This is a genomic window from Streptomyces sp. NPDC007917, assembly GCF_042959105.1.
GTDB lineage: Bacteria > Actinomycetota > Actinomycetes > Streptomycetales > Streptomycetaceae > Streptomyces.
Genome location: NZ_JBIBKK010000021.1, coordinates 58,703 through 80,884, shown reverse-complemented (window position 1 = coordinate 80,884; position 22,182 = coordinate 58,703). Strand labels below are relative to the sequence as shown.

The window sequence follows — 22,182 nt, the reverse complement described above, 5'->3', positions numbered from 1 at the left end:
GTCCTCTCTGTCAATCGCGTGTGCCGGGGACGGGGGAACTGCCCGGCAGCGGAGTGCGCGCCGGCCGCCCGCCGAGTACCTCCAGGACGTTGTCCACCGCGAGGTCCACCATGGCGGCACGGGTGGCCTCGGTGGCCGAACCGATGTGCGGGAGCGTGATCACATGGGCTTCGCCGACCAGCGGTGACAGCTCGGCCCCCATGGGCTCGCGTGCGAAGACGTCCAGGGCCGCCGAGTGGATGGCACGGTCCCGTACGGCCTGGAGCAGGGCATCTTCGTCGACGATGCCCCCGCGTGAGGTGTTGACCAGTGTGGCAGTGGACTTCATGGAGGCCAGTTCCGCCGCGCCGATGAGATGGCGGGTCTGCGGGGTGAGCGGGACGTGCAGCGAGACCACGTCGGCCTCGGCGAGGAGGGTGGGCAGGTCCACGGCCCGGGATTCCGGACCGGTCCCGGCCCCGGACGCGTACGCGGCCCCGGATGCGGCCGCGTACGGGTCGTGGTGCAGCAGCCGCATGCCGAATCCCCGGGCACGCCTGGCCACAGCCTGCCCGATCTGGCCGTAGCCGATCAGGCCGAGCGTGGAGCCGTGCACATCCAGGCCCAGGTAGTCATCCATCCGGAACAGGTCCCACCGCCCGGCGGCCAGCGCGTCGCGGGCGGCGCCGAGCCGCCTGCGGGCCATGAGGATCAGGGCGAAGGCGAGGTCGGCGGTGGTCTCGGCGAGCACGCCCGGGGTGTGGGTGACCACGACGCCGCGCGCCGCCGCCGCTTCCCGGTCGACCGCGTCGTACCCCATGCTCGCCAGCGCGACGACGCGCAGCGCGGGCCCGGCCGCGTCCAGCAGGGCGGCGTCCACCCGGTCGTTGCCCAGGGCCAGGATCGCGGCCGCGCCCTCGGCCCGTTCGGCCAGTTCCGCCGGGCCGGGCTTGTCCGCCCCGGCCGGGCACACCACCTCCGCCCGGGACGCCAAGCGGGCAAGGCCCCCGCCGGGAAGGCCGGCACGGGTGACGAGCACACGCTGCTTCATCTATTTCTCCAGTGCTTGTACCGCGGTTACAGCGTTTTTCGATATACGGAAAAACGTTAGTCAGCGTGCGGTTCGGCAACCAATAGATGTTTTGCGTGACGCGATCGGCGGTCGGAATACCCGGACCTGATCAGGCAGCCGCGATCAGTTCATGAAACAGGTCGTGCACGGCATGGGCGGGTTCCGACAGCGGCTGGTGGTCGGAGGTACACAGGGACAGTTTGACCTGAATGGTCGGGTTCACTATCCGGCGCACCACCAGGTTCCGTACGTCGAGGATGGCGCGCGCCGCCGACCAGGGCAGCACCGTCGCCCCGAGGTCGGCGCCCACGGCGCTGACCAGCGTCAGCACCGACTCGATCTCGCCCACCACCCTCGGCTGCAGCGAGGCCTGCTGGAACGCGGCCTCGACGACCTGGCGGATGGTGTGGATGCGGCTGGGCAGCAGCAGGCCCACATCCGCCAGCTCCTCGAGGGAGACGTCCTCGCCCCGGGACGCCGGGGCCGCGCCGCCCGGCGCGGCGATCAGGTACAGGTCCTCGGTGCGCAGCGGCTCGAACTGCACGCCCCGCAGCGGGCCGGCCCCGTAGATGAAGGCCATGTCCATGCGGCCGGTCATGATGGCCTCGCTGATGACGCCGCCGAAGTTCTCGTTGATGTGCAGCAGGATGTCGGGATAGCGCTCGCGCACGCTCCGCAGCAGCGGCAGCGCGAGCGCCGCGCCCATGCTGTACGGGGCCAGGCCCACGGAGACGCTGCCGGCCGGCGCCCGGCCGGACACGTCGACCGCCGCGTGGGCGAGTTCGACCTGGCGCAGGACGAGCTGCGCGTGCCGGTACAGCGCGCGGCCCGCCTCGGTCGGCGCCACCCCACGTTTGCTGCGGATCAGCAACTGCTGTTTGAACTGCGCCTCCAGCATGGAGAGCTGCTGGCTGAGCGCGGGCTGTGCGATGTGCAGGATGTCGGCCGCGCGCGTGATGCTCCCGGCATCCACGATCTTCACGAACGAGTAGAGACGCCTGGTGTCCATGGGCGAGCCTCCAGCTGGGCGGAGCCTCATGGTAGGCGTCGCCGGGCGGCCGGGACGCCGGTGCGTACGCCGCCGGGTCATACCCAGCGGCGATCACGTCACATACAACGTGTATTTGCCGCTTCGTGTCGCCGGTATTACGTTCACCCAAACACCGATTCCCGAAAGTCGCTTTCCTCAATTATTCGGAGGACGTCATGATGAATACGGTCGATCTCGTGGCCGACCTCGGCGAGGGATTCGGTGCGTACACCATGGGCGACGACGAGGCGCTGTTGTCCGTGCTCACTTCGGCGAATATCGCGTGCGGATTCCATGCCGGCGACCCGAGAATCATGGACGCCACGGTCCGGCACTGCGCCGAGCGCGGCGTCGCCGTGGGCGCCCACCCCAGCTTTCCCGATCTGGCCGGATTCGGCCGCCGCGCGATGGACCTGACGCCGGACGAGGTCCGCACCGACACGCTCTACCAGATCGGCGCGCTCCAGGCCTTCGCGGCCGCGCACGGCACCCGTGTCCGGCATGTCGCGCCGCACGGCCGCCTCGGCAACCTGGTCGCGGTCCGGCAGGACTACGCGGCGGCGGTGGCCGACGCCGTCGCCTCCTTGGACGGGTCCTTGATCGTCCTGGCGCAGGACGGAGCGCTCGCCGAGGCCGCGCGCGCCCGCGGCCTGCGGGTCGGCATCGTCGGGATCGCCGACCGGGCCTACCGCGACGACGGCACGCTGGTGCCGAGGGGCGAGCCGGGCGCGGTGCTCCACGACGAGGGGGAGATCGCCGCGCGGACGGTCCGGATGGTGACCGAGGGCGTGGTGCGCGGTGTCGGCGGCCGCGACATCCCCGTCGCCTGCGACACCGTGCTGCTGCACGGCGACACCCCCGGGGCCATCGCGCTCGCGCACCGCGTCCGGGAGGAACTGCTCGCCGCGGGGGTGCGGATCGCACCGCTGACCGAGGTGCTGGACGCCAGGGCCGGCCGGGCAGCGGCCCAGCTCGCCGATGGGCGCGCCTGACATGGACGGCGGCGTCGTGATCGCGGACTGCGGCGATTCGGCCGTCGTGGTCAAGGCCGCGGGCCTAGGCCGTGACCGGGCCTGGCGGACCGTCCACGCCCTGGCCGACGCGATCGAGGCGGCCCGGCCCGGCGGGGTGTACGGCATCGTGCCCACCTACGACTCGCTGCTCGTCGAGTTCGACGCTCTGCGCACCGACCACGAGACGGTCCGGCGTGCCCTGCGGCACGAGGCCGACCGGCTCGGCGCGGGCTTGGTCCGGGCGCCGGCGGCCAGGACGTTCGTGGTCCCCGTGGTGTACGGGGGCGAGCACGGCCCCGATCTGCCCGTCGTCGCCGAACAGCTGGGGCTGTCCGAGCGGGAGGTGGTGGAGCTGCACTCCGGCGCGCCGCTGACGGTCCGCTGCTTCGGCGCGCCGGCGGGCGCCCCGATGACGGACGGCCCGGCGTTCCCGCGGCCGGTCCCCCGGCTGGCCTCGCCGCGGACCAGCGTCCCGCCCGGCTCGATAGCGGTGGCCGGCCGGCAGGCCGTGATCTGCCCGATGCGCTCCCCCGGCGGCTGGCCGCTGCTGGGACGCACCCCGCTGCGCGTGCTCGACCTCGACGCCGAGCCGCTGACCCCGTACCGGCCCGGCGACGCCTTCCGGTTCGTGCCGATCTCCCCCGAGCAGTGGGACGACCACGCCGGCGCGCCCCTGGCGGCGGCCCATGGCTGACACCCTGACCGTCCACCGGGCGGGGATCTCGGTGGTCCAGGACCTCGGGCGGTTCGGGCACTCCCGCTACGGCCTGCCGGTCAACGGCGCGCTCGACCAGCACTCCGCCCGCGTCGCCAATGTGCTGGCCGGCAACGACGAGGGCGCGCCGCTGATCGAGATCACCGCCCTGGACTTCAGCGCCACCCCGCGGACCGATGTGCTCATCGCGGTCACCGGCGCCCCCGCCGACGTGACGGTGGGGGGCGTCCCGCGACCGCAGTGGGAGCCCGTCCCGGTGCGGGCCGGCGAGACGATCGGCGTCACCCGCATCCGGTCCGGTATCCGGGTCTACCTCGCGGTGCTCGGCTCGGTGGAGGCTCCGTCCCTGCTCGGCAGCTGCGCCCCCGACACCGTCCTCGGGTTCGGGCGCTCGCTGCGCGACGGCGACGAACTGGCCGTACGGACGCGCTGCCCGCCCGTCGACCACCCGGTCTTCCGCATCCCGCTGTTCCGTATGGGCGCACCCGTACCGCGCTTCGGCGAATCCTGGACGATCGATGTGACCGACGGCCCCGACCTGGAGGAGTTCGGCGACTCCGCCGGCCGGCTGTTGCGGTCGGAGTTCACCGTGAGCCCGCGGAGCAACCACATCGGGCTGCGCATGACCGGCGACGTACCGCGGCGGGTGGCGCGCGGCGAGGTGCTCTCCCGGGGAGTGCCGGTCGGCGCCGTCGAGGTGCCCGCGGGCGACGAACTGCTGGTCCTGCACCGCGGCCGGGGCGTCACCGCCGGCTACCCGGTGCTGGCGGTGGTGACCGCGACCGGCCTGTCGGCCCTGGGGCAGGTCAGGCCCGGCCAGACCGTACGGTTCCGGCGCCGGACGGTCGCCGACGCGGTGGCCGCCCACCGGTCCCAGCGCCACGCCGTCCACGCCCTGCGAACCCGTGTGCGCACGGTCTTCGACGCCCTGCGCATCCCCGCTCCCACCCCTGCTCCCACCCCCGCCCCCTGAGCCTCCCTGCCCCCGTCCGCCGGCAGAACCCCCCGCACCCGCCCGCAGCGCCCGGTCCCCGCAGCACCCCGTCCCCCTCTGCCCGTGCATCTGCCTGTAAAAAGGAGACAGCCATGACTACCGTGGCCGCTCAACCGGCACCCCACGTCGTCGACCCGAGAACCGCGCGGAAGGTCACCCTCGCGGGCTGCGTCGGCATCTTCGCCGAGCTCTACGACAACGGCATCTTCGGCTTCATGGCGGGCACTCTGGGCGCCGTCTTCTTCCCGGACGCGGCCCACGCCGTCCAGGTACAGCTCGTCTTCCTGGGCTACGCCGTCTCCTTCTTCTTCCGCCCCCTCGGCGCCGTCATCTGCGGCCACCTCGGTGACCGCATCGGACGGCAGCGCATGCTCGTCTTCGTCATCCTGCTGATCAGCGTCGCGACCGCGGCGATCGGCCTCCTGCCGACGTACGCGAGCATCGGCATCGCGGCTCCCGCCCTGCTCATCCTGTTGCGCGTGCTGCAGGGCTTCTCGGTCGGCGGCGAGGCGTCCGGTGCGATGAGCTTCCTGGCCGAGCACGCCCCCGAGGGCAAGCGCGGCCTCTACACCAGCTACGCCCAGATCGCCTCCTTCCTCTCCCTGCTCACCGGAACGCTGATCGCCGCCGGAATGACCAGCGGCCTCGGCGCCGAGCGCATGGAGTCCTACGGCTGGCGAATCCCGTTCCTGCTGGCCATCCCGCTGGGCATCACCGGTATCTACATCCGCAAGCGGATCAGCGACACGCCGAACTTCACGCGCCTGAAGGAAGAGGGCGGCCTGTCGAAGAACCCGCTCAAGGAGGCGTTCTCCTCCGCCGAGCACCGGCGCGCGATGCTCCTGGCCCTGTTCATCCCGCTGATGAACGGGTCCGGCTACTACGTGCTGTTCAGCTACATGCCGACGTTCATGAACACCGAGCTCCACTTCACCAAGGTGCAGGGCCTGCTCGTCACCGCGACCAGCCTGGTGGCGATCTCCGTCGCCATCCCCTTCATGGGCGCGCTGTCCGACCGGATCGGGCGCAAGAAGGTCCTCGCGGGCGCCGCGGCGGCCATGGCGGTCGCCGGGATTCCGTGTTACCTGCTCATCGGGACCGGCAACGTGGCGCTCGCCATTCTGGGCGCCTGCGCCATGGCGGTCATCTTCGCCGGCCACACGGGCGTCATCCACATCCTGCTCGTCGAACTCTTCCCCACCCGGCTGCGCTACTCGGCGTACGGCCTGGGCTACAACATCTCCTCCGCCCTCTTCGGCGGCACCGCGCCCCTGCTGATGACCTACCTCATCAGCCGCACCGGCAACGTCAACATGCCGGCGTTCTACGCGGTCGTCACCGCCCTCGGCACGCTCATCGCCGTCTCGCGGGTGCAGGACAGGGCGCATCTGCCGCTGCGCGACGCGTAGGCCCCCTCCGGGCGACCGGCACCGACCAGAACCACCCACCTCTCCCCGAGGAGCACATCCCCATGCCCTTCTCCGACTACAGGACCGCCCTGGTGACGGGTGCGTCCACCGGAATCGGCGCGGTCGTCGTCGAGCGACTGGCGAAGCAGGGCCTCACGGTCCACGCCGTCGCCCGCGACGCCGGCCGGCTCGACGACCTGGCCCGGCGCACGGGCTGCGTACCGCACGCCGTCGACATCACCGACACCGCCGCGCTCACCGCGCTGCTGAGCGGCATCGAGGTGGACGTCCTCGTCAACAACGCCGGGGTCTCGCGCCCCGGGAACATCCTCACCGCCGACGAGTTCGCCGTCGACGAGCAGATCGCGGTCAACATCCAGGCGGTGCTGCACCTGGTACGGCTCATCATGCCGGGGATGGTCGAACGCGACCTCGGGCACATCGTCAACATCAGCTCGATCGCCGCCGTCTACAACTTCGGCGGGAACACCATCTACCACGCCACGAAATCGGCCGTGCACACCCTCTCCCGCCAGCTCCGCGTCGACGGATACGGGCGCCGCGTCCGCATCACCGAGATCTGCCCCGGCCGGGTGGAGACCGAGATCTTCGGCCGGCTCCTCGGCGACATGGAAGAGGCCCGGCGCCGGTACTACGACGGCTACGAATCGCTGAAGCCGGAGGACATCGCCGACGCGATCGAGTTCGCCATCGCCTCGCCCCGCCATGTGAACGTCAGCCACCTGGAGATCCTGCCGACGTTCCAGGTGCCGGGCGGACTCACCTTCGAGAGGCGGGCCGACTGATGCGCACGGCACAGCGCGTCGCACAGCGCGTGGCCCGCGTCAAACCCTCGCCCAGCACCGCGGCCGCCCAGCGCGTACGCGAACTCAAGGCCCAGGGCCGCGACATCCTCGACCTCACCGTGGGCGAGCCCGACTTCGACACCCCCGACCACGTCAAGGACGCGGCGATCGCGGCGATCCGGCAGGGCGACACCAAATACACCCCGGTCAACGGAACCCCGCGGCTGCGGGCCGCCATCGCGGACACATTCGAGCGGCGGCACGGGCTGCGCTACGCCGCCGACCGCATCACCGTGGGCGGCGGCGCGAAGCAGATCATCTTCCTCGCGCTGGCGGCCACCCTGGACGCCGGCGACGAGGTCGTCATCCCCGCCCCGTACTGGGTGTCCTATCCGGACATGGTGCTCGCCAACGACGGCACCCCGGTGATCGTCCCCTGCCCGGAGACCGACGGGTTCAAGCTGACCCCCCAGCGGCTGGAATCCGCGATCACCGCCCGGACCCGCTGGGTCGTCCTCAACTCCCCGGGCAATCCGACGGGTGCCGCCTACAGCGCGGGCGAACTGCGCGCGCTCGCCGACGTACTCCTCGCCCACCCCCAGGTGCAGGTGCTCACCGACGAGATCTACGACGAGATCTGGTACGAGCCGGGCCGGGCCACCAGCCTGGCCGCCGTGGAACCACGGCTGACCGACCGGGTCTTCCTCACCAACGGCGTCTCCAAGGCCTATGCGATGACCGGCTGGCGGATCGGCTACGGCGCGGGCTCCGCCGAACTCGTCACGGCCATCAACACCCTGCAGTCGCAGATCTCCTCCTGCCCGTCGTCCGTCAGCCAGGCGGCGGCCGCCGCCGCGCTCACCGGCGACCAGGAGTTCGTACGCCGGACCGTCGCCGTGTACCGCGCGCGCAGAGACCTGACGACCAAGCTGCTGGGTGACATCCCGGGCCTGTCCTGCACCCCGCCCAGCGGTGGCTTCTACGCCTTCGTCAACTGCGCGGCCCACCTCGGCAGCCGGACCCCGTCCGGCGACGAGATCCGCACCGACGAGGACTTCGCGGCCTACCTGCTGGAGTCGCAGCACGTGGCGGTGATCCACGGCGCCGCGTACGGATCTCCGGGGTACTTCCGCGTCTCCTTCGCGACCAGCGACGACGTCCTCACCGAAGCCTGCGAGCGCATCGGCCGCGCCTGCGCCGCCCTGTCCTGAACGGAGCCCCATGATCCGCGTCAACACCGCGTTCGACCGGCCCGACCCGGCCCTGGTCGACCGGCTCGCCGCCTACTCGGCCGCCACGATCCACGAGGCCCAGGGCCGCCTCGGCGCCCTCGCCTCGGTGATCAAGCCGGTCGACCCCGACATGTCCCTGTGCGGACCGGCCTTCACCGTCCGCTGCGCCCCCCGCGACAACATCATGCTCCAGGTCGCCATCGCCCACGCCCGCCCCGGCGACGTCATCGTGGTGTCCGCAGGCGACTACGCCGAGGCCGGCTCCTTCGGCGACGTCCTGGCCAACGCCTGCGTGGCCAAGGGCCTGGGCGGTCTGATCACCGACACCGGCGTCCGCGACACCCGGGAGCTGCGCGCGCTCGGCTTCCCGGTGTTCTCCCGCAGCGTGTCCATCAAGGGCACCGTCAAGGAGACCGTCGGCCCGATGGCCGAGCCCGTGCTGATCGGCGGCGAGCTCGTCCGCCCCGGGGACGTGGTGCGCGCGGACGCCGACGGGGTGGTGGTCGTACGCCGGGAAGAGCTGGCGGACGTCGTCCGCACGTCCCAGGAGCGGGTCGACGCCGAAGAGGCGTACATCGCTTCCTATCGCGCCGGGAAGAGCGTCATCGAGGTCAGCGGGCTCGCGGCCGTCTTGGAGGCGAAGGGCCTGGTGATCGACGAGTAGCGGCTGCGGGCCCGGCTCAGCCGAGCCGGGTCGCCGGCCCGTCGAGGACCCGCTGCAGTCCGTAGTCGAACTTGTCGTCGCGGATCTCGCGCGGGTCCTTGTCGCGCAGGCCGGCGTACTGCTCGCGCAGTCGCTACGGTCATGACGGGCCTCGATCGGGCAGTACGCGCCGGACGCCTTCGCCCCGGCGGCCCGGCCGCCCGCGGTGGACATCACCCCGCACCTCGGCACCTACCGGCGCGAGGGCGTCGCCGTCACCGTCACCGAGCGCTCGGGCGCGCTCCACCTGACGTACGAGTTCGTCGACGGCATGAAGGACTTCTCCCCGCCGATCGAGGCGGATCTGGTCCCCCTCTCGGACACCGTCTTCGCCGCCTCCGGCGCCGGCCCCTCCTTCAGCGAGGACTGGATGCCTGTCGTGTTCTCCACCCTGTCCGACTCCACCGCCTGCTGCTACATCGGCATGCGCGCCGCGCCCAAGATCGCCTGAGCCCCACGGGCGGCCACGGCACCACAAGGGCCCGCCCTCGACCGGATGCCGGTCGAGGGCGGGCCCAGGGGTGTTCGGACGTTACTTGGCGAAGCCGTAGTTCAGCAGCTTCTTCGCGTCCGCCGTGCGGTTGTCCACCGAGGAGGAGGCGAGGACCGTGCCGATGACCGTCTTGTTGTTCCGGGTGGCGGCGAAGACCAGGCAGTACTTGGCCTCGGGGCCCGAGCCGGTCTTCACGCCGATGGTGCCCGAGTAGGTGCCCAGCAGCGGGTTGGTGTTCGTCCACTCCATGTAGCGGTAGCCACCGCTCTTCGTGGTGACCTTCTGCTTCGTCGACTTCGTCTTCACGACCGTACGGAACGTGGAGTACTTCATCGCGCTGCTGGCGAGCTTGGTCAGGTCGCGCGGCGTGGAGTAGTTCGCGCCGTGCCCTATGCCGTCGAACGAGTCGAAGTGCGTGTTCGTCAGGCCCAGGCTCTTGGCGGTCGAGTTCATCTTGCCGATGAACGACTTCACCCGCGCCGCCCGCGTCGACCCGGTGCCGAACTTGTCGGCCAGCGCGTACGCCGCGTCACAGCCGGACGGGAGCATCATCCCGTACAGCAGCTGGCGGACGGTGACCTTGTCGCCCACGATCAGACGCGCCGAGGAGGCCCAGTTGTTGTCGACGATGTAGTCGCTGTACGCCTTCTGGACCGTGACCTTCGCGTCCAGGTTGAGGTTCGGCTGGGCCAGGACCACCCGGGCCGTCATGATCTTGGTGGTGGAGCCGGTGGAGAGGCGGGTGTCCGCTGCCTTGGTGTAGAGGGACTTCCCCGTGCCGTTGTTCATCACGAACCCGCCCTTGGCGGTGATCGTGGGGGTCGCGACCGTGGTGGCCTGCGCGGGGGCGAGCGCCCCGGCGGACAGGACGGCTCCCGCGGCGACGATGGCCACGGCGGATACGCGACGAATGCCCTTGATGCCGGTTTTCAAGACTGATACTCCAAATGCCCCTGCGGGGCGGCGATATGAAAGTGCCGCTTGCTCAAGAGACGCATGAGACAGGTAAATGGATGTGCCTCCGTGACAGTAGCCCATCCCCCCGCCCGGCGACGCGCGGGCCGGGTGCTCGCCACCGTCAAAGGCGCCGCCTCAGACGCCACCGAACGGACTGTCGACAACATAGCGCCAGTAGCCGTCGGCTCCGCGCCGGACCACATCCGTGGCCGTCCCCGACACCTTGCCCGTGATCTCCCAGTCCACGATCAACAGGGCGATGTCGCCCGCGACATGGACGCGCCGGGGGCGTACGGAGATCGGCAGCCCCAGGCCGAGGAACGGGGCGTTCTGGCGGGCGATGGCGGCCGTGCCGTGCACCGTGACCCCGGACTCGGACACAAAGGCCGCCTCCGCCTCGTACAGCTCCTGCACCGCCTGGGGATCACCGTGGTTGAAACGGTCGGCGAAGGCGGCGGGCACATCCTGCGCCCGGGTCGGAAGCGGGCGGGCGGAGCCTGTGCTGGGATGTGTCATGGGTGTCTCCTGTCCGGCGAATCGGGTGGGCGCCCGGGACGCGACAACGGTAGGAGACGGCATCGTGACTCACCGAACGGTAGGCCACCCCCCGACGGCCGCCCCGGCTCCCGGCCTGCCCGACGCGCCGGGCGCGCGGCTCGCCGCTCCCAGTCCCACCTGCCCCGTGGAGATCACGCTCGCCGCCCTGCGCGGCCGCTGGACCACCCTGGTGGTACGTGAACTGCTGCGCCAGGAAAGCTGCTCCTACAGCGACTTGGCCGCACGCCTTCCCGCCCTCTCCGACAAAGTCCTCAGCGACCGTCTCGGCCGGCTCGTCACGGCGGGAGTCGTCGAGAGGAACCGCAGCGCGGGGTGGCCGCCCACCGTCAGCTACCGCCTCACCCCGCACGGCCGCATGCTGGGCCCCGTCCTGCAGGCGCTGTGGGACTGGGGCGCCGCGGGACCCGCCAGGGGCCCAGCGGTTCCTCCGGCCCGTATGCCCCCTGGAGCCCGGAACAGCTGACGTTGATACCAGCGCATTCTCGAAGGGTGTAGCCCGCTGCACCCCCGGAACGGGAGTGCTCTCTCTGCCCCCGCACCCCTGCCCGTTCCTAGCCTCGTGAGCGGACGAAGCGAGCAGGCCGATCCAGGCCGATCACTGGGGAGGGGCGTACACATGCGCAGGCAGCGGGGCGGTTCGGGGACGGTGAGCACGGTGGGGGCGGGGGCGGTGGCCGACGCGCTCGCGCTGGAAGGGGTGAGCAGGGAGTACCGGCGGGGCACCGCCGCGCTGCACCCCGTCGATCTCACGGTGCCCCGCGGCCGGTTCCTCGCCGTGATGGGGCCCTCCGGGTCCGGGAAGTCGACCCTGCTGCAGTGCGCCGCCGGGCTCGACCGGCCGACGGCGGGCACGGTGCGCATCGGGGGCACGGCGCTGGCCTCGCTCAAGGAGGCCGCGCTGACGCGGCTGCGGCGGGAGCGGATCGGGTTCGTCTTCCAGGCCCACAACCTCGTCCCGTCACTGAGCGTCGCGGAGAACGTCGCCCTGCCCCTGCTGCTCGGCGGCGCGCCGCCGGACAGGCGGGCCGTGTGGGCGCTGGAGGCGGTGGGGCTCGCCGAGCGGGGCGAGGACCGGCCGGCGGAGCTGTCCGGCGGGCAGGCCCAGCGGGTCGCGATCGCCCGCGCGCTGGTCACCGAGCCCGACATCGTCTTCGCCGACGAGCCCACCGGCGCGCTCGACCCGGCCACCGCGGACGGCGTGCTCGCGCTGCTGCGGCAGGCCGTCGACCGCGACGGCCACACGGTGGTGATGGTCACCCACGACCCGGCCGCGGCCGCCTGGGCGGACGAGGCCCTGTTTCTGGCGCGCGGGCGGGCCGTGGGGCGGCTGGACCGGCCCGGGGCCGATGAAGTGCGCCGCGTGATGCGGGACCTGGCATGAGCGTGACCAAGTTGCTGGCCTCCCGCGCCGCCCGTACCCACCGCAAGGCGTGGGCCGCCGTGTTCGCGGCGCTCGCCCTCACCTCCCTGCTGCTCGGCTCCTTCGCGCTCGCCCTCGCCTCGGCCGGGCTCGGCCACGCCCGGGTGGAGCGGTACGCGGCGGCCGGCCTCGTCGTCACCGGCGACCAGGAGACCCGCTTCACCGCCAAGCCCTGGGGCAGCGACCCCCAGACCGCGCGGGCCGGGCTCACCGAGCGGGTGCGGGTGCCGGCGGGCGCGCTGGGCGTGGTGCGGAAGGTGCCGGGGGTACGGGAGGCCGTCGCCGACGACGTGTTCCAGGTCGGGCGCGCGGGCCGGGCCGTCACCGGCCGCGCCTGGGACGCGGCCCGGCTCGCGCCGTACGAACTGCGCGACGGGCGCGCACCGCGCCGGGCGGACGAGGTCGTGGTGGGCGGCGGGGCCCGCCTCGGCGAGCGGGTCACGCTGCGCGTGGCCGGCGCCGACGCGGCGTACACCGTCGTCGGTACCGCCGACGGCCCGCGCGCCGCCGTCTACTTCCGGGCGGCCGAGGCCCGCCGCCTGGCCGGGCACCCGGGCACCCTGGACGCCATCGGGGTGATCGCCGAATCCGGCGTGGGCACCGACGCGCTGTACTCCCGGGTGCGGCACGCGCTGGACGCGGCGGGGATCCACAGCGTGGGGCGGCGCGCGGACGGCGACTCGGCGGGGCTCCGGGTGCTGACCGGGAACGGGCGCGGCGGGCCCGAGTTCCTGGCCGCCGCGCCGGCCCGCACGGGCCTGCTGGAACTGCTCGCCTCCGTGGCCGCCACCGTCGTCCTCGTCGCGCTGCTCGTCGTGTCGTCCACGGTCGTCCAGGCGCTGCGGCAACGCTCCCACGAGATCGGGCTGTTGCGCGCGGTCGGCGCGACGCCGCGGCAGCTGCGCGGCGCGGTCGGCCGGGAGGTGGGGCGGGTCGCGGCCCGCGCGGCGCTGCTGGGCGCCGGGTGCGCGCTCCCCGCGTACGCCGGGCTGCGCGGGCTGCTGGGCGCGCGCGGCGCGCTGCCGTCCGGCCTCGAACTCCCCTTCCCGCTCTGGCTGTGGCCCGCGCCCCTGGTCACCGCGGGGATCACGGTCCTGATCGCGCGCGCCGCCGCGTGGATCGCCTGCGCCCGGGCCGCGAAGCTCCGCCCCGCCCAGGCGCTGCGCGAGTCGGCTCCCGGCACGCCGCGCCGTGTCACCGGTCTTGTGCTGCTGGCCCTGGGGGCCAGCTCGGCGGGGACGGCCGTCCTGCAGTCAGGGCAGGCCGCCGCCATGGCGGCCGGGGCGGCCGCGGTGACCATGGTCATCGGGTGCGCCGTGCTCGGGCCGTGGATCGCCCTGGGCGCGATGCGGATACTCGGCGCCCCCCTGCGCCGCTTCGGCGGTCCCGGTGGCCGGCTCGCCGCCGCCAACTGCACGGCCGCCGCCCCCCGCCTGGGCGCGGCCCTCACCCCGATCATCCTGGTCACCGCCTTCGCCGCCGTACAGCTCGCGGGCGGCGCCACGCTCACCCACGCCGGCCGGGCCCAGGCCCGCGAGGCGATGCGCGCCGACTTCGCGGTGCGCGCGGACGGCGGACTGCCGGGCGGCGCCGTGGAGCGGATCAGGGACGTGCCCGGGGTGCGCGCGGCCACCGAGGTCGTACGCGGCACGGTGGTGCTGGCCCGGCGGGAGACCGGCGAGCCCCGGCTCGAACGGCTGCCGGTCCTCGGCGTCACCCCGCAGCGGCTGCCGCACACCCTCGACGCCGGGGTGCAAAACGGCACCCTGCGGGCCCTGCGCCCCGGCACCGTCGCCGTCGGCGGCGACCGGGCACGCTCCCTCGACGCCCGCCCCGGCTCCACGGTGACGCTCCGCTTCGGGGACGGCGTGGAGGCGAGGCTACGGGTCGTGGCGACCTACGAACGCTCCCTCGCGCTGGGCGACTTCCTCCTCTCGCGCGACGAACTCCTCGCCCACACCTCGCTGCCCGGCGCCGGCCGGGTCCTGGTCACGGCCGCGCCCGACGCCGACCGCACGGCGGTCGCGAAGGCCCTGGCCGCGGCGGTCCCCGGGGCCCGCGTGGAGCCGGACCCCGCGCCGATCCGGGTCGAGCCGGAGGACCAGGAGCTGGTCGAGGTGGTCACGGTCGCCGCGGTCTCCGCGATCGGGGCCTACACGGTGATCGCCGTCCTCAGCACCCTCTCGCTCATCACGATCGGCCGCCGCCCCGAGCTGCGCCTGCTGCGCCTCGCCGGCGCCGGCCGCCGCCAGCTGCGGCGGATGCTGCGGCTCGAGGCGGGGGCCACGGCGGTCACGGGCCTGGCCGTGGGCGCGGTGGTGGCGTCGGTGCCGCTCCTCGCCTTCAGCGTGGCGATGGCCCGTACGGTGCCCTATCTGCCACCGGTCCAGGGCCTGGTGATCGTCACCGTGGTCGCGGTGACCACGGCCGCCGGAATCCTGCCCCCGGCCCGCGCCGCGCTGCGCGGCCGCTACCCGGGTGCGGGCCCGGCGGGGGGCTGAGGGGCGTCCGACACGTGGGTTTGCGGTGAGTATGAGACAGCGACACGCCGATGCCACGGCGTGTCGCTGTCTCATACTCACCGCAAACTCACACGCGCCCTTTGTTCAGATACGCGAGCACCGCCAGCACCCGGCGGTGCCCGCTGTCGCTCGGCGGCAGGCCCAGCTTCGCGAAGACGTTGCCGATGTGCTTGCTGACCGCGCGGTCCGAGACGACCAGCGTCTTGGCGATCGTGGTGTTGTCGCGGCCCTCCGCCATCAGGTGCAGCACCTCGCGCTCGCGCGGGGTCAGGGAGTCCAGCGGATCGTCGCGGCGCCGGGTCATCAGCTCCGTGACCACCTCCGGGTCCAGCGCCGTGCCGCCCGCCGCGACCCGCTCCAGGGCGTCCAGGAACGCGTCGACCCGGCCCACCCGGTCCTTCAGCAGATAGCCGACCCCGCTCGCGCCCCCGCCCAGAAGTTCCGCGGCGTACGTCTCCTCGACGTACTGGGAGAGCACCAGCACCGGCAGACCGGGGATCTCCTTGCGCGCCGCGAGCGCCGCCCGCAGGCCCTCGTCGCGGAAGCCCGGGGGCATGCGCACATCGAGGACGGCCACGTCCGGGCGGTGTTCGAGGAGCGCGGGCAGCACCTCGGGGCCGCTGCCGGCGACCGCGACCACCTCGTGCCCGGCGGAGGTCAGCAGCAGGACCAACCCCTCCCTCAGCAGGGCGTTGTCCTCGGCGATCACCACGCGCACGGCAGCTCCACTTCGATCACGGTCGGCCCCCCGGCGGGGCTGTTCACCTCCATGGTCCCGTCAAGTGCCGCCACCCGGCGCCGCATCCCGAGCAATCCGCTGCCGCCCATCCCCCCGCCGGGGCCCGCGGCCGGGGTCTCGGCGCCGCCCTTGCCCTCGTCGCGCACCACGAGCCGCAGCCGCCCGGCCGTACGGATCAGCTCCACCCGCGCCCGCCGGGACCCGCTGTGCTTCGCGGCGTTGGTCAGCGCCTCCGCGACCACGAAGTACGCGGCCGCCTCGACCGCGGCGGGGGCGCGCGGCACGCCGTCCCCCTCGACCCCGTCCGCGTCCACGGCCACGTCAAGACCGCTGCTGGCCGCCAGCGCGCGGACCGCGCCGACGAGGCCGCGGTCGGTGAGGATCGGCGGGTGGATGCCGCGGACGACATGGCGCAGCTCGGTCAGGGCCTCCTCCGCCTGGTTCTGCGCGTCGTCGAGGAGTCTGCGCGCCGCCTCGGGGTCCTTCTCGTACGCCCGCCTGGCCAGCCCCACCCGCATCGACAGGGCCACCAGCCGGGCCTGGGCGCCGTCGTGCAGATCGCGCTCGATACGGCGCAGCTCGGCGCCGTGCGCGGCCACGGCGCCCGCCCGGGTGACGGTCAGCTCCTCGACCCGCTCGGCGAGGTCGGCGCTGCGCCGGGCCTCGGGCGAGGGGGTCAGCAGCGCGGTCGACAAGGAGGCGTCGAGGTCGGCGAGGCGGGAGAGCAGCGGCAGCACCACGGCTCGGCGCTTCAGCAGCCCGCACCACACCCCGTCGACGAACAGACCCACGGCCCACACGATCAGCGAGACGTACGCCAGGACCAAGCCGTAGCCGAAGTGCGCGACGAGCCAGCGCAGATCCCGGTAGGTGCCCGGGTCCCGGGTCGCCGTGCGCACCCGCTCCAAGAGCTCACCGGTGAGCGGCCGGTACGCCTCCGGGACCGGCTTCCCCGACCAGGCGGCCACCTCCCGCCGCTTGAACCCGGCCATCCTGCGCAGCAGCAGCACCGTCTCGGGCAGCACACCCGCGCCGACCACGAGGGCCGTCGCGACGGCGGTGAACAGCAGCAGCGCGATGAACAGATACGACGCCAGGGCCAGCCCGGCCCCCCTCATCAAGTGGGCCGTGGCCCGCCCCGCCTGCCGCACCGTCTCGCGCATGGCCTCAGGCTAGGTGACCTGCCGCGGGGGCGCGGGCGATCGTGGTACCCGGCCGTTGGTGGAGCGCGCTACACCATGACTTCGGGAGGGCGCTCCCTCGAACACCCCTGTGCCGGGGCGGCATTGTGGATCACACAAGCCCACCGGAACCGCTCACCGAAGGAACCCGCCATGAAGTCTCTGCTCTGGGCCCTCCTGACCCTCGCCCTCGTCGCCAACGTCTTCACCAGCATCACGCTCAGCGGGGTCACGCAGATCCTCGTCAGCGTCGGCACGGGCGTCGTGGTGCTCGCGTCGGCGGCGGGCCTGTACGTCCTGCGCGAGAAGCACTCCGGGTGATTCGCGGACGTCTTCCGGTCGGTTTCCGGCAGAGCCGATCAACCCCCTCCTGCGTCCGAGCCTGTGGGCTGATGATGGACAAAGCCTCGCGAGGCGAAGGGGGACGGGCTCATGCGCGAGAAGGACGTCGTGGCGTTGCGCGACAGGGCCGAACGGGCCGCGGCCGAGGCCCTGGCGCACACCGCGTCGAACCGCACCGCCGGCGCGCCATCAGCCTCCGCGCCACCCGACCCCGCGCGAGCCGACCGCGTACGGTCCGAACTGGACGCGCTCGAAGCGGAGCTGACCGCCGCCGTCCCGGACACCGACCCGCTGCTGTGCACCGTACGGGCCCGGCTCGGCGGCCTGTACGCCGACCGCTACCAGCGCGCCCCCACGGACGAGGACCGGGCCCGGGGGCTGCGGCTGCTGCGCGCGGCCCGCGCCGCCGGGGCGCTCGACCCGCGGGATGAGACCTTCGCCGCGCTCGACCAGACGCAGCTGCTGCTGACGCCCGCCATGGTGACCGGGCGGAACGGCACGCTGTCCCAGCTCATGGAGTCCTTCCAGGTGGGCCGCCGGATATCGGCGGGCGACCCGGAACTCACCGGTGACCTCGCGGAGCTGGCCGGACTGCTGACCGAACTGGCGCCGAAGCTGCCCGAGAAGCTCTCAGAACCCCTGTCGTGGGCTGTCGAGATTCTTGAGCTGGTCCAGTCCGCAGGGCGCTCCGGGGACCTCGACCAGATGGCCGACCTGGCCGCCCGGACGTCGGAGCGGCTGCCGGGCGGCTACTCCGAGCTGCTGCGGACCCTGAGCGACATGGCCGCCGAATTCGCCACGGACGACGGTGCGGCCGAGCCGCCGGAGGAGTTCACCGAAGAGGAGGCCGCCCTCACCTTCGCGCAGGTCGTTCTCCTGACGGAGCTCCAAGTGCCCGGCACCGTCCGGCCGGAGGACCTGGACACCCTGGTCGAGACGGTGAGCCGGGGCCCGGATGGGGAAGAGGCGGAGACCGCGATGCGGGCCGCGCTCAGCCGCATGGCCCACGGCGTGCGCACGGGCGACGCCGACCGGCTGGCCGAGGCGGCGGAGTTGATCAACGGGGCGGTGGGAGAAGGGGGCTCCAGCCGGGTGGACTGGATGGCCGGCCTCATCTCGCCCGGCCTGCTGGCCGCGGCCACCACCCTGGGCGGCAACCTCAAGGACCGCGACCAGGCGCGCGCCCGCCTCGACCAGCTCTTCGACCCCGCCTCCTCGGTGTTCGACTCGGCACACGCCACCGGGCCCGCCGCGGCGGGGCTGCGGATCTGCAACCAGTGCATGCACCTTCACCTGCGCACCAGCCAGGCCCTGGACGAGCGGGACAGCGAAAAGCTGGAGGGGCTGCTGGACGAACTGCTCGATCTGCTGGAGGAGACAGAGGACCACAGCGAATGGCAGTTCCTGGTGCTCTTCCTGCTCGGCCAGGTCCAGTTGAGCCTGGCGCTGCTGGACGGCGGGGTCACCGCCCTGCGCACCGCCGTCGCCTATCTCGAGGAGGGGGCGCGGCATCCGAAGGTCCCGGCCTTCGCCCGGCCCATGATGGACGCGGCCTGGGCCCCCGCGCTGACCCTGTTCTCCGTGGTCGAACCCGACCCCGCGCGGGCCCGGGAAGCCGTGGCCAGGGCCCGGCGGGCCCTGGACGGCCCCGCTTCGACGCCCGACTGGCATGTGCGCATCCGCCAGGCCCTCGTGTACGCGCTGCTGACCGTCCACCAGTCGACCGGCGACCCCTCCGTGCTGGAGGAGGCCATCGGCGAGCTGGAACAGGCCCGCCGCGACCTCACCGACCGCACCACCCCGGACACCCACCAGAAGGTGCTGTGGGACCTGGCCGAGGCGTACCACCTGCGCGGCGACCGGGAGCGCGACGACCTCGGCGCCGCCCTCGCCACCGCGCAGGAGTCGCTGCGGGTGCTCGCCGAGGACGTCCTGCTCCAGCTCGGCGCCGAACACGGCCTCGAAGTGGCCAGGGCGGGGGCCGGCCGCGCGCTGCTCGCCGCCGGCTGGGCAGCGGTGGACGGGCGCATCGGCGAGGCGGTGGAGTCGCTGGAGAACGGGCGGGGGCTGGTGCTGCGCGCCGCCGCAGCGGCGGCCGGGGTCCCGGAGCAGCTGGCCGCGCGGGGCGAGGCGGAGCTGGCCGAGCAGTGGCGGACCGCCGTACGGGACCTCCCGCCCCCGGCCGCCCCGACGGACGGCGGCGCCGGAATCGCCACCGGCACCGGCGCTCCGGAGGATGTCCGGAGCGCGCTCGCCCGCATCATGCCGACCGGGCCCGCCGCCGGCCTCGCCATCCCCAGCACCCTGCGCCGCCGCGCCCTGGACGCCCTGCGGCGGCCGGACGGCGGGGCGGAGGGGCTGCGCGGACTGCTCGGCGCGCCCGGCCTCACGGAGCTGCGGGAGGGGCTGCGGGCCGCCGGGGCCGACGCCCTGGTCTACCTGGTGCCCGGGCAGGGCACGGCCGACGGTGTGGCCGTGCTCGTACCGCGTACGGCCCCGCCGGCCGCGCTGGAACTGCCGGGCCTCGGCGCGCTCGGCCGCGAGCCGCTGGAGCGCTATCTGGACGCGGGCGCGGCGCGGTCGGCGGTGCCTGAGGGCGACTTGGACGCGTACGACAAGGCCCACCGGCAGTGGGAGACCGCGCTGGAGGGGCTGTGTAACTGGGCGGGGCCCGCGGTGTTCGGGCCGGTGCTGGACGCGCTCGGGGTCCGTACGGCGGACGGCCCGGATGAACAGGCCCCGGTCCGGCTCGTGCTCGTGCCGTGCGGCAATCTCGGTGCGGTGCCCTGGCACGCGGCCCGGTTCCCCGCGCCGTCGGCGTACAGGTATGTGTGCGAGAGCGTGGTCGTGTCGTACGCCGCGTCGGGCGGGGAGTTCCTGCGGGCGGCGCGGCGTGGCCGGCCCGGCGTCCGGGGTGAGCGTGTGGTGCTGGTGGCCGATCCCAGCGGCGATTTGATGTGGGCGCGGGACGAGGTGGCGGCTCTGCGGGCGGCCTACTATCCCGGCGCGCGGTTGTACGGGTGGCACGAAGACGCCTTGGGTACGCCCGAGGACGTGCTCTCGCACCTCCCCGGCGGTCCATCGCCCGCCTCGCTGCTGCACCTCGTCGTCCATGGCCTGGCCGGGCTGCGCCCCACCGACTCGGCCCTCCACCTCGCCGAGGGCGCTCAGGGCTCCGGTCGGCTGACGGTCACCCGCATCCTCGACGTACCGGCCGTGTCCGCCGAGGGCCGTTCCGCCGCCGGGCCGTTGGTCGTGCTCAGCGCCTGTGAGACGGACCTCAGCAGCCGTGACCACGACGAGGCGCTGACCCCGACGACGGCGTTGCTGGCGCGCGGGGCCACGGACGTGGTGGGTTCGCGGTGGAAGGTGCCGGACAGCGCGTCCGCCGCGCTGATGGTGGTCTTCCACCACCACCTGACCGTGACGGGGCTGGCGCCGCCGGACGCGTTGCGCGCCGCCCAGCTGTGGATGCTCGATCCGGACAGGCGCCCCGTGCCGGGGCTGAGGGATGAGTTGCTGACGGAGACCGAGGGCAATGTGAGGGGGCTCGCCCGGGTCGTGTCCTGGGCCGGGTTCATCCACCAGGGCAACCCGGCGGCCCAGGCCACCGTGGCGGGAGGACGGCCATGACCACCAACGATCTGCTGGAACTGCTGCGCCGGCACCTGCCGGAGATCCGCGCGTCGCTCACCGCCCCGCAGTTCGCCCGCTTCCAGGACAGTGTGCGACGGCTGCGGGAGGTCGGGGACGACGCGCGGGCCACGCGCCTCGCGCTGCGCGAGGTGCGGCTGTGTCTGCTGCCGTTGCCGCGCGAGCACGGACTGCGCAGACGGCTGGACCAGTTCCGTTCGGCGGGGGCCGTACCGGCGGCGGTGCTGCCCGACGCCGGTCAATTGGACGCGCTGATACGGCTGCTGGAGTCGGTGGACTGGCCGGCACTCGATCCCGCGAGCGCCGCGATCGCCCGGGGGGTCAGACAGCGGCTGCTGACCGCTCCCGCGCGCGGCCCGGAGGAGCTTACGGGCGCCGCCGCCGAGGACCCGGCCAGGGCCGGGCTCATCCGCCTGACCGACCCCGAGCTGGGCGACCGTTACCCCGACTTCCAGTTCGACCCGGATACCGGCGAGCCCCGCCCGGTCGTGCAGCGGATCAACAGGCTGCTGCTGTCCGACCAGGACCCCTGGGGCGCGGCGGACTGGTGGCTCGCCGGCAACTCCTGGCTGCGGGACACGCCCGCCGCCCTGGTGGGGCGGGTCCCGGACGCGCTGCTGACCGAGGCCGCCGCCGCGTTGGTGGGGGATGGCGCATGGTAGAGCAGGCCCCCTTCGAGGACGCGCGCATGAGTCCGACGCTGGTCGTTCTGGACGCGGGCACCGAGCTGTGGCGGTGTCATGAAACCGCGTACCCCTGCACCGCGTTCAACCCGGTCACCGCGCACTCCCACTTCGGCGGCAGCCGCTTCGACGGCACGGCCGAGGACCCGTATCCGTATCTGTACGCGGCCCTGGAGCCGGCCACCACGCTGGCCGAGGTGCTGCTGCGGGACATGGAGTTCACCTGGCCGGCCGGGATGCGCCAGGTGCCGTGGGCGAAGGCGGCGATCCGCTCGCTCTCCAAGCTGCGGGTGACCGAAGACCTCACGCTGGTGCGGCTGGTCAAGGAGGAGGACCTGGCCGGGGTGTTCCAGAACTCGTGGCTGCTGGAGACCGACGGGCCGGGCTATGCGCAGACGCGCGCCTGGGCGCGGGAGATCCGGCGCCAGGCGCCAGGGGCCCAGGGGCTGATCTGGGAGTCGCGGCGGCACCGGGACCGCCGGGCGCTGGTGCTGTTCGGCGACCGCTGCGGGGCGGAGCCGCTGAAGGCGGTGCCGGGCCACGCCCACAACCTGGGGACCTTCGAGGGGGCGAGCGTGGCCAACGAACTCCTGGCTCCGCTGCGGGCGGTCGTCGTGCCGCCCGGCATGCGGATGTGAGCGCGCGGGGCGGCACGGGGGTTGCCGCCCCGCGCCCCGCTC

21 protein-coding genes are annotated in these 22,182 nt (G+C 73.4%); 15 read left to right on the top strand and 6 right to left on the bottom strand.

Annotated features, from left to right (window positions below):
• Positions 1 to 10: 10 nt before the first annotated feature.
• A complete protein-coding gene (locus tag ACFZDL_RS33005) occupies positions 11 to 1,030 on the bottom strand; it encodes a D-glycerate dehydrogenase (protein ID WP_353590281.1) in 1,020 nt (339 codons plus the stop codon).
• Positions 1,031 to 1,160: 130 nt separating this feature from the next.
• A complete protein-coding gene (gene nac / locus ACFZDL_RS33000) occupies positions 1,161 to 2,060 on the bottom strand; it encodes a nitrogen assimilation transcriptional regulator NAC (protein ID WP_353590282.1) in 900 nt (299 codons plus the stop codon).
• A 197-nt stretch (positions 2,061 to 2,257) separates the two neighbouring features.
• Here nac and ACFZDL_RS32995 point away from each other — a divergent pair, with 197 nt between their 5' ends.
• The 8 genes from ACFZDL_RS32995 (at position 2,258) to ACFZDL_RS32960 (ending at position 9,404) form a co-directional block, all read left to right on the top strand.
• Complete coding sequence (locus ACFZDL_RS32995) at positions 2,258 to 3,073, top strand: 5-oxoprolinase subunit PxpA (protein ID WP_353590283.1); 816 nt, start codon at positions 2,258 to 2,260, stop codon at positions 3,071 to 3,073.
• Position 3,074: 1 nt separating this feature from the next.
• A complete protein-coding gene (locus ACFZDL_RS32990; RefSeq protein WP_391193208.1) occupies positions 3,075 to 3,788 on the top strand; it encodes a carboxyltransferase domain-containing protein in 714 nt (237 codons plus the stop codon).
• Positions 3,781 to 4,782, top strand: coding sequence for an allophanate hydrolase (locus tag ACFZDL_RS32985; protein ID WP_353590285.1), 1,002 nt, complete (start codon positions 3,781 to 3,783; stop codon positions 4,780 to 4,782). Before ACFZDL_RS32990 ends, ACFZDL_RS32985 begins: the two co-directional genes overlap by 8 nt.
• 113 nt (positions 4,783 to 4,895) lie before the next feature.
• Positions 4,896 to 6,212, top strand: coding sequence for an MFS transporter (locus tag ACFZDL_RS32980; RefSeq protein WP_353590286.1), 1,317 nt, complete (start codon positions 4,896 to 4,898; stop codon positions 6,210 to 6,212).
• A 62-nt stretch (positions 6,213 to 6,274) separates the two neighbouring features.
• The gene (locus ACFZDL_RS32975; protein WP_353590287.1) at positions 6,275 to 7,018 is read left to right on the top strand and encodes an SDR family oxidoreductase; all 744 of its coding nucleotides are present in this window, start codon (positions 6,275 to 6,277) and stop codon (positions 7,016 to 7,018) included.
• A complete protein-coding gene (locus ACFZDL_RS32970) occupies positions 7,018 to 8,229 on the top strand; it encodes an aspartate transaminase (RefSeq protein WP_353590288.1) in 1,212 nt (403 codons plus the stop codon). Before ACFZDL_RS32975 ends, ACFZDL_RS32970 begins: the two co-directional genes overlap by 1 nt.
• Before the next feature lie 10 nt (positions 8,230 to 8,239).
• Complete coding sequence (locus ACFZDL_RS32965; RefSeq protein WP_353590289.1) at positions 8,240 to 8,914, top strand: 4-carboxy-4-hydroxy-2-oxoadipate aldolase/oxaloacetate decarboxylase; 675 nt, start codon at positions 8,240 to 8,242, stop codon at positions 8,912 to 8,914.
• A 205-nt stretch (positions 8,915 to 9,119) separates the two neighbouring features.
• Complete coding sequence (locus tag ACFZDL_RS32960) at positions 9,120 to 9,404, top strand: hypothetical protein (protein ID WP_353590290.1); 285 nt, start codon at positions 9,120 to 9,122, stop codon at positions 9,402 to 9,404.
• A gap of 81 nt (positions 9,405 to 9,485) precedes the next feature.
• Here the strand turns inward: ACFZDL_RS32960 and ACFZDL_RS32955 are convergent, their stop codons facing one another.
• Both ACFZDL_RS32955 and ACFZDL_RS32950 read right to left on the bottom strand, forming a co-directional pair.
• Positions 9,486 to 10,379, bottom strand: coding sequence for a serine hydrolase (locus ACFZDL_RS32955; protein WP_353590292.1), 894 nt, complete (start codon positions 10,377 to 10,379; stop codon positions 9,486 to 9,488).
• A gap of 159 nt (positions 10,380 to 10,538) precedes the next feature.
• Positions 10,539 to 10,919: a nuclear transport factor 2 family protein gene (locus ACFZDL_RS32950; protein WP_353590293.1), complete on the bottom strand. Its 381-nt coding sequence runs from the start codon at positions 10,917 to 10,919 to the stop codon at positions 10,539 to 10,541.
• A 64-nt stretch (positions 10,920 to 10,983) separates the two neighbouring features.
• Here ACFZDL_RS32950 and ACFZDL_RS32945 point away from each other — a divergent pair, with 64 nt between their 5' ends.
• The 3 genes from ACFZDL_RS32945 (at position 10,984) to ACFZDL_RS32935 (ending at position 14,882) form a co-directional block, all read left to right on the top strand.
• Complete coding sequence (locus ACFZDL_RS32945; RefSeq protein ID WP_353590294.1) at positions 10,984 to 11,424, top strand: helix-turn-helix domain-containing protein; 441 nt, start codon at positions 10,984 to 10,986, stop codon at positions 11,422 to 11,424.
• Between the two features lie 153 nt (positions 11,425 to 11,577).
• On the top strand, positions 11,578 to 12,342 hold the full coding sequence (locus ACFZDL_RS32940; RefSeq protein WP_353590295.1) for an ABC transporter ATP-binding protein: 765 nt from the start codon (positions 11,578 to 11,580) through the stop codon (positions 12,340 to 12,342).
• Positions 12,339 to 14,882 carry an FtsX-like permease family protein gene (locus ACFZDL_RS32935; protein ID WP_353590296.1) on the top strand — a complete coding sequence of 848 codons (2,544 nt, stop codon included), beginning with the start codon at positions 12,339 to 12,341 and terminating at the stop codon, positions 14,880 to 14,882. Before ACFZDL_RS32940 ends, ACFZDL_RS32935 begins: the two co-directional genes overlap by 4 nt.
• An 88-nt stretch (positions 14,883 to 14,970) precedes the next feature.
• Here ACFZDL_RS32935 and ACFZDL_RS32930 read toward each other — a convergent pair whose 3' ends face one another.
• Positions 14,971 to 15,621: a response regulator transcription factor gene (locus tag ACFZDL_RS32930; RefSeq protein ID WP_353590297.1), complete on the bottom strand. Its 651-nt coding sequence runs from the start codon at positions 15,619 to 15,621 to the stop codon at positions 14,971 to 14,973.
• Positions 15,609 to 16,805, bottom strand: coding sequence for a histidine kinase (locus tag ACFZDL_RS32925; protein WP_353590298.1), 1,197 nt, complete (start codon positions 16,803 to 16,805; stop codon positions 15,609 to 15,611). The genes ACFZDL_RS32930 and ACFZDL_RS32925 overlap by 13 nt, the downstream gene beginning before the upstream one ends.
• 171 nt (positions 16,806 to 16,976) lie before the next feature.
• Between ACFZDL_RS32925 and ACFZDL_RS32920 the strand changes: the two genes are divergently transcribed.
• The 4 genes from ACFZDL_RS32920 to ACFZDL_RS32905 all read left to right on the top strand — a co-directional run bounded on the left by ACFZDL_RS32920 (position 16,977) and on the right by ACFZDL_RS32905 (position 22,140).
• Positions 16,977 to 17,144, top strand: a complete 168-nt coding sequence (locus tag ACFZDL_RS32920; protein ID WP_353590299.1) for a hypothetical protein — start codon at positions 16,977 to 16,979, stop codon at positions 17,142 to 17,144.
• 111 nt (positions 17,145 to 17,255) lie between these two features.
• The gene (locus tag ACFZDL_RS32915; protein ID WP_353590300.1) at positions 17,256 to 20,798 is read left to right on the top strand and encodes a CHAT domain-containing protein; all 3,543 of its coding nucleotides are present in this window, start codon (positions 17,256 to 17,258) and stop codon (positions 20,796 to 20,798) included.
• Entirely contained in the window at positions 20,795 to 21,481 is a 687-nt protein-coding gene (locus ACFZDL_RS32910) for a hypothetical protein (RefSeq protein ID WP_353590301.1), read from the top strand. The genes ACFZDL_RS32915 and ACFZDL_RS32910 overlap by 4 nt, the downstream gene beginning before the upstream one ends.
• A 26-nt stretch (positions 21,482 to 21,507) precedes the next feature.
• Positions 21,508 to 22,140, top strand: a complete 633-nt coding sequence (locus ACFZDL_RS32905) for an RES family NAD+ phosphorylase (protein WP_353590302.1) — start codon at positions 21,508 to 21,510, stop codon at positions 22,138 to 22,140.
• Positions 22,141 to 22,182: the final 42 nt, after the last annotated feature.

Bases quoted from the DNA above. Each gene is read 5' to 3' on its own strand.
- ACFZDL_RS33005 (WP_353590281.1), bottom strand. From the start codon at position 1,030: ATGAAGCAGCGTGTGCTCGTCACCCGTGCCGGCCTTCCCGGCGGGGGC.
- nac (WP_353590282.1), bottom strand. From the start codon at position 2,060: ATGGACACCAGGCGTCTCTACTCGTTCGTGAAGATCGTGGATGCCGGG.
- ACFZDL_RS32995 (WP_353590283.1), top strand. From the start codon at position 2,258: ATGATGAATACGGTCGATCTCGTGGCCGACCTCGGCGAGGGATTCGGT.
- ACFZDL_RS32990 (WP_391193208.1), top strand. From the start codon at position 3,075: ATGGACGGCGGCGTCGTGATCGCGGACTGCGGCGATTCGGCCGTCGTG.
- ACFZDL_RS32985 (WP_353590285.1), top strand. From the start codon at position 3,781: ATGGCTGACACCCTGACCGTCCACCGGGCGGGGATCTCGGTGGTCCAG.
- ACFZDL_RS32980 (WP_353590286.1), top strand. From the start codon at position 4,896: ATGACTACCGTGGCCGCTCAACCGGCACCCCACGTCGTCGACCCGAGA.
- ACFZDL_RS32975 (WP_353590287.1), top strand. From the start codon at position 6,275: ATGCCCTTCTCCGACTACAGGACCGCCCTGGTGACGGGTGCGTCCACC.
- ACFZDL_RS32970 (WP_353590288.1), top strand. From the start codon at position 7,018: ATGCGCACGGCACAGCGCGTCGCACAGCGCGTGGCCCGCGTCAAACCC.
- ACFZDL_RS32965 (WP_353590289.1), top strand. From the start codon at position 8,240: ATGATCCGCGTCAACACCGCGTTCGACCGGCCCGACCCGGCCCTGGTC.
- ACFZDL_RS32950 (WP_353590293.1), bottom strand. From the start codon at position 10,919: ATGACACATCCCAGCACAGGCTCCGCCCGCCCGCTTCCGACCCGGGCG.
- ACFZDL_RS32940 (WP_353590295.1), top strand. From the start codon at position 11,578: ATGCGCAGGCAGCGGGGCGGTTCGGGGACGGTGAGCACGGTGGGGGCG.
- ACFZDL_RS32935 (WP_353590296.1), top strand. From the start codon at position 12,339: ATGAGCGTGACCAAGTTGCTGGCCTCCCGCGCCGCCCGTACCCACCGC.
- ACFZDL_RS32925 (WP_353590298.1), bottom strand. From the start codon at position 16,805: ATGCGCGAGACGGTGCGGCAGGCGGGGCGGGCCACGGCCCACTTGATG.
- ACFZDL_RS32920 (WP_353590299.1), top strand. From the start codon at position 16,977: ATGAAGTCTCTGCTCTGGGCCCTCCTGACCCTCGCCCTCGTCGCCAAC.
- ACFZDL_RS32915 (WP_353590300.1), top strand. From the start codon at position 17,256: ATGCGCGAGAAGGACGTCGTGGCGTTGCGCGACAGGGCCGAACGGGCC.
- ACFZDL_RS32910 (WP_353590301.1), top strand. From the start codon at position 20,795: ATGACCACCAACGATCTGCTGGAACTGCTGCGCCGGCACCTGCCGGAG.
- ACFZDL_RS32905 (WP_353590302.1), top strand. From the start codon at position 21,508: ATGAGTCCGACGCTGGTCGTTCTGGACGCGGGCACCGAGCTGTGGCGG.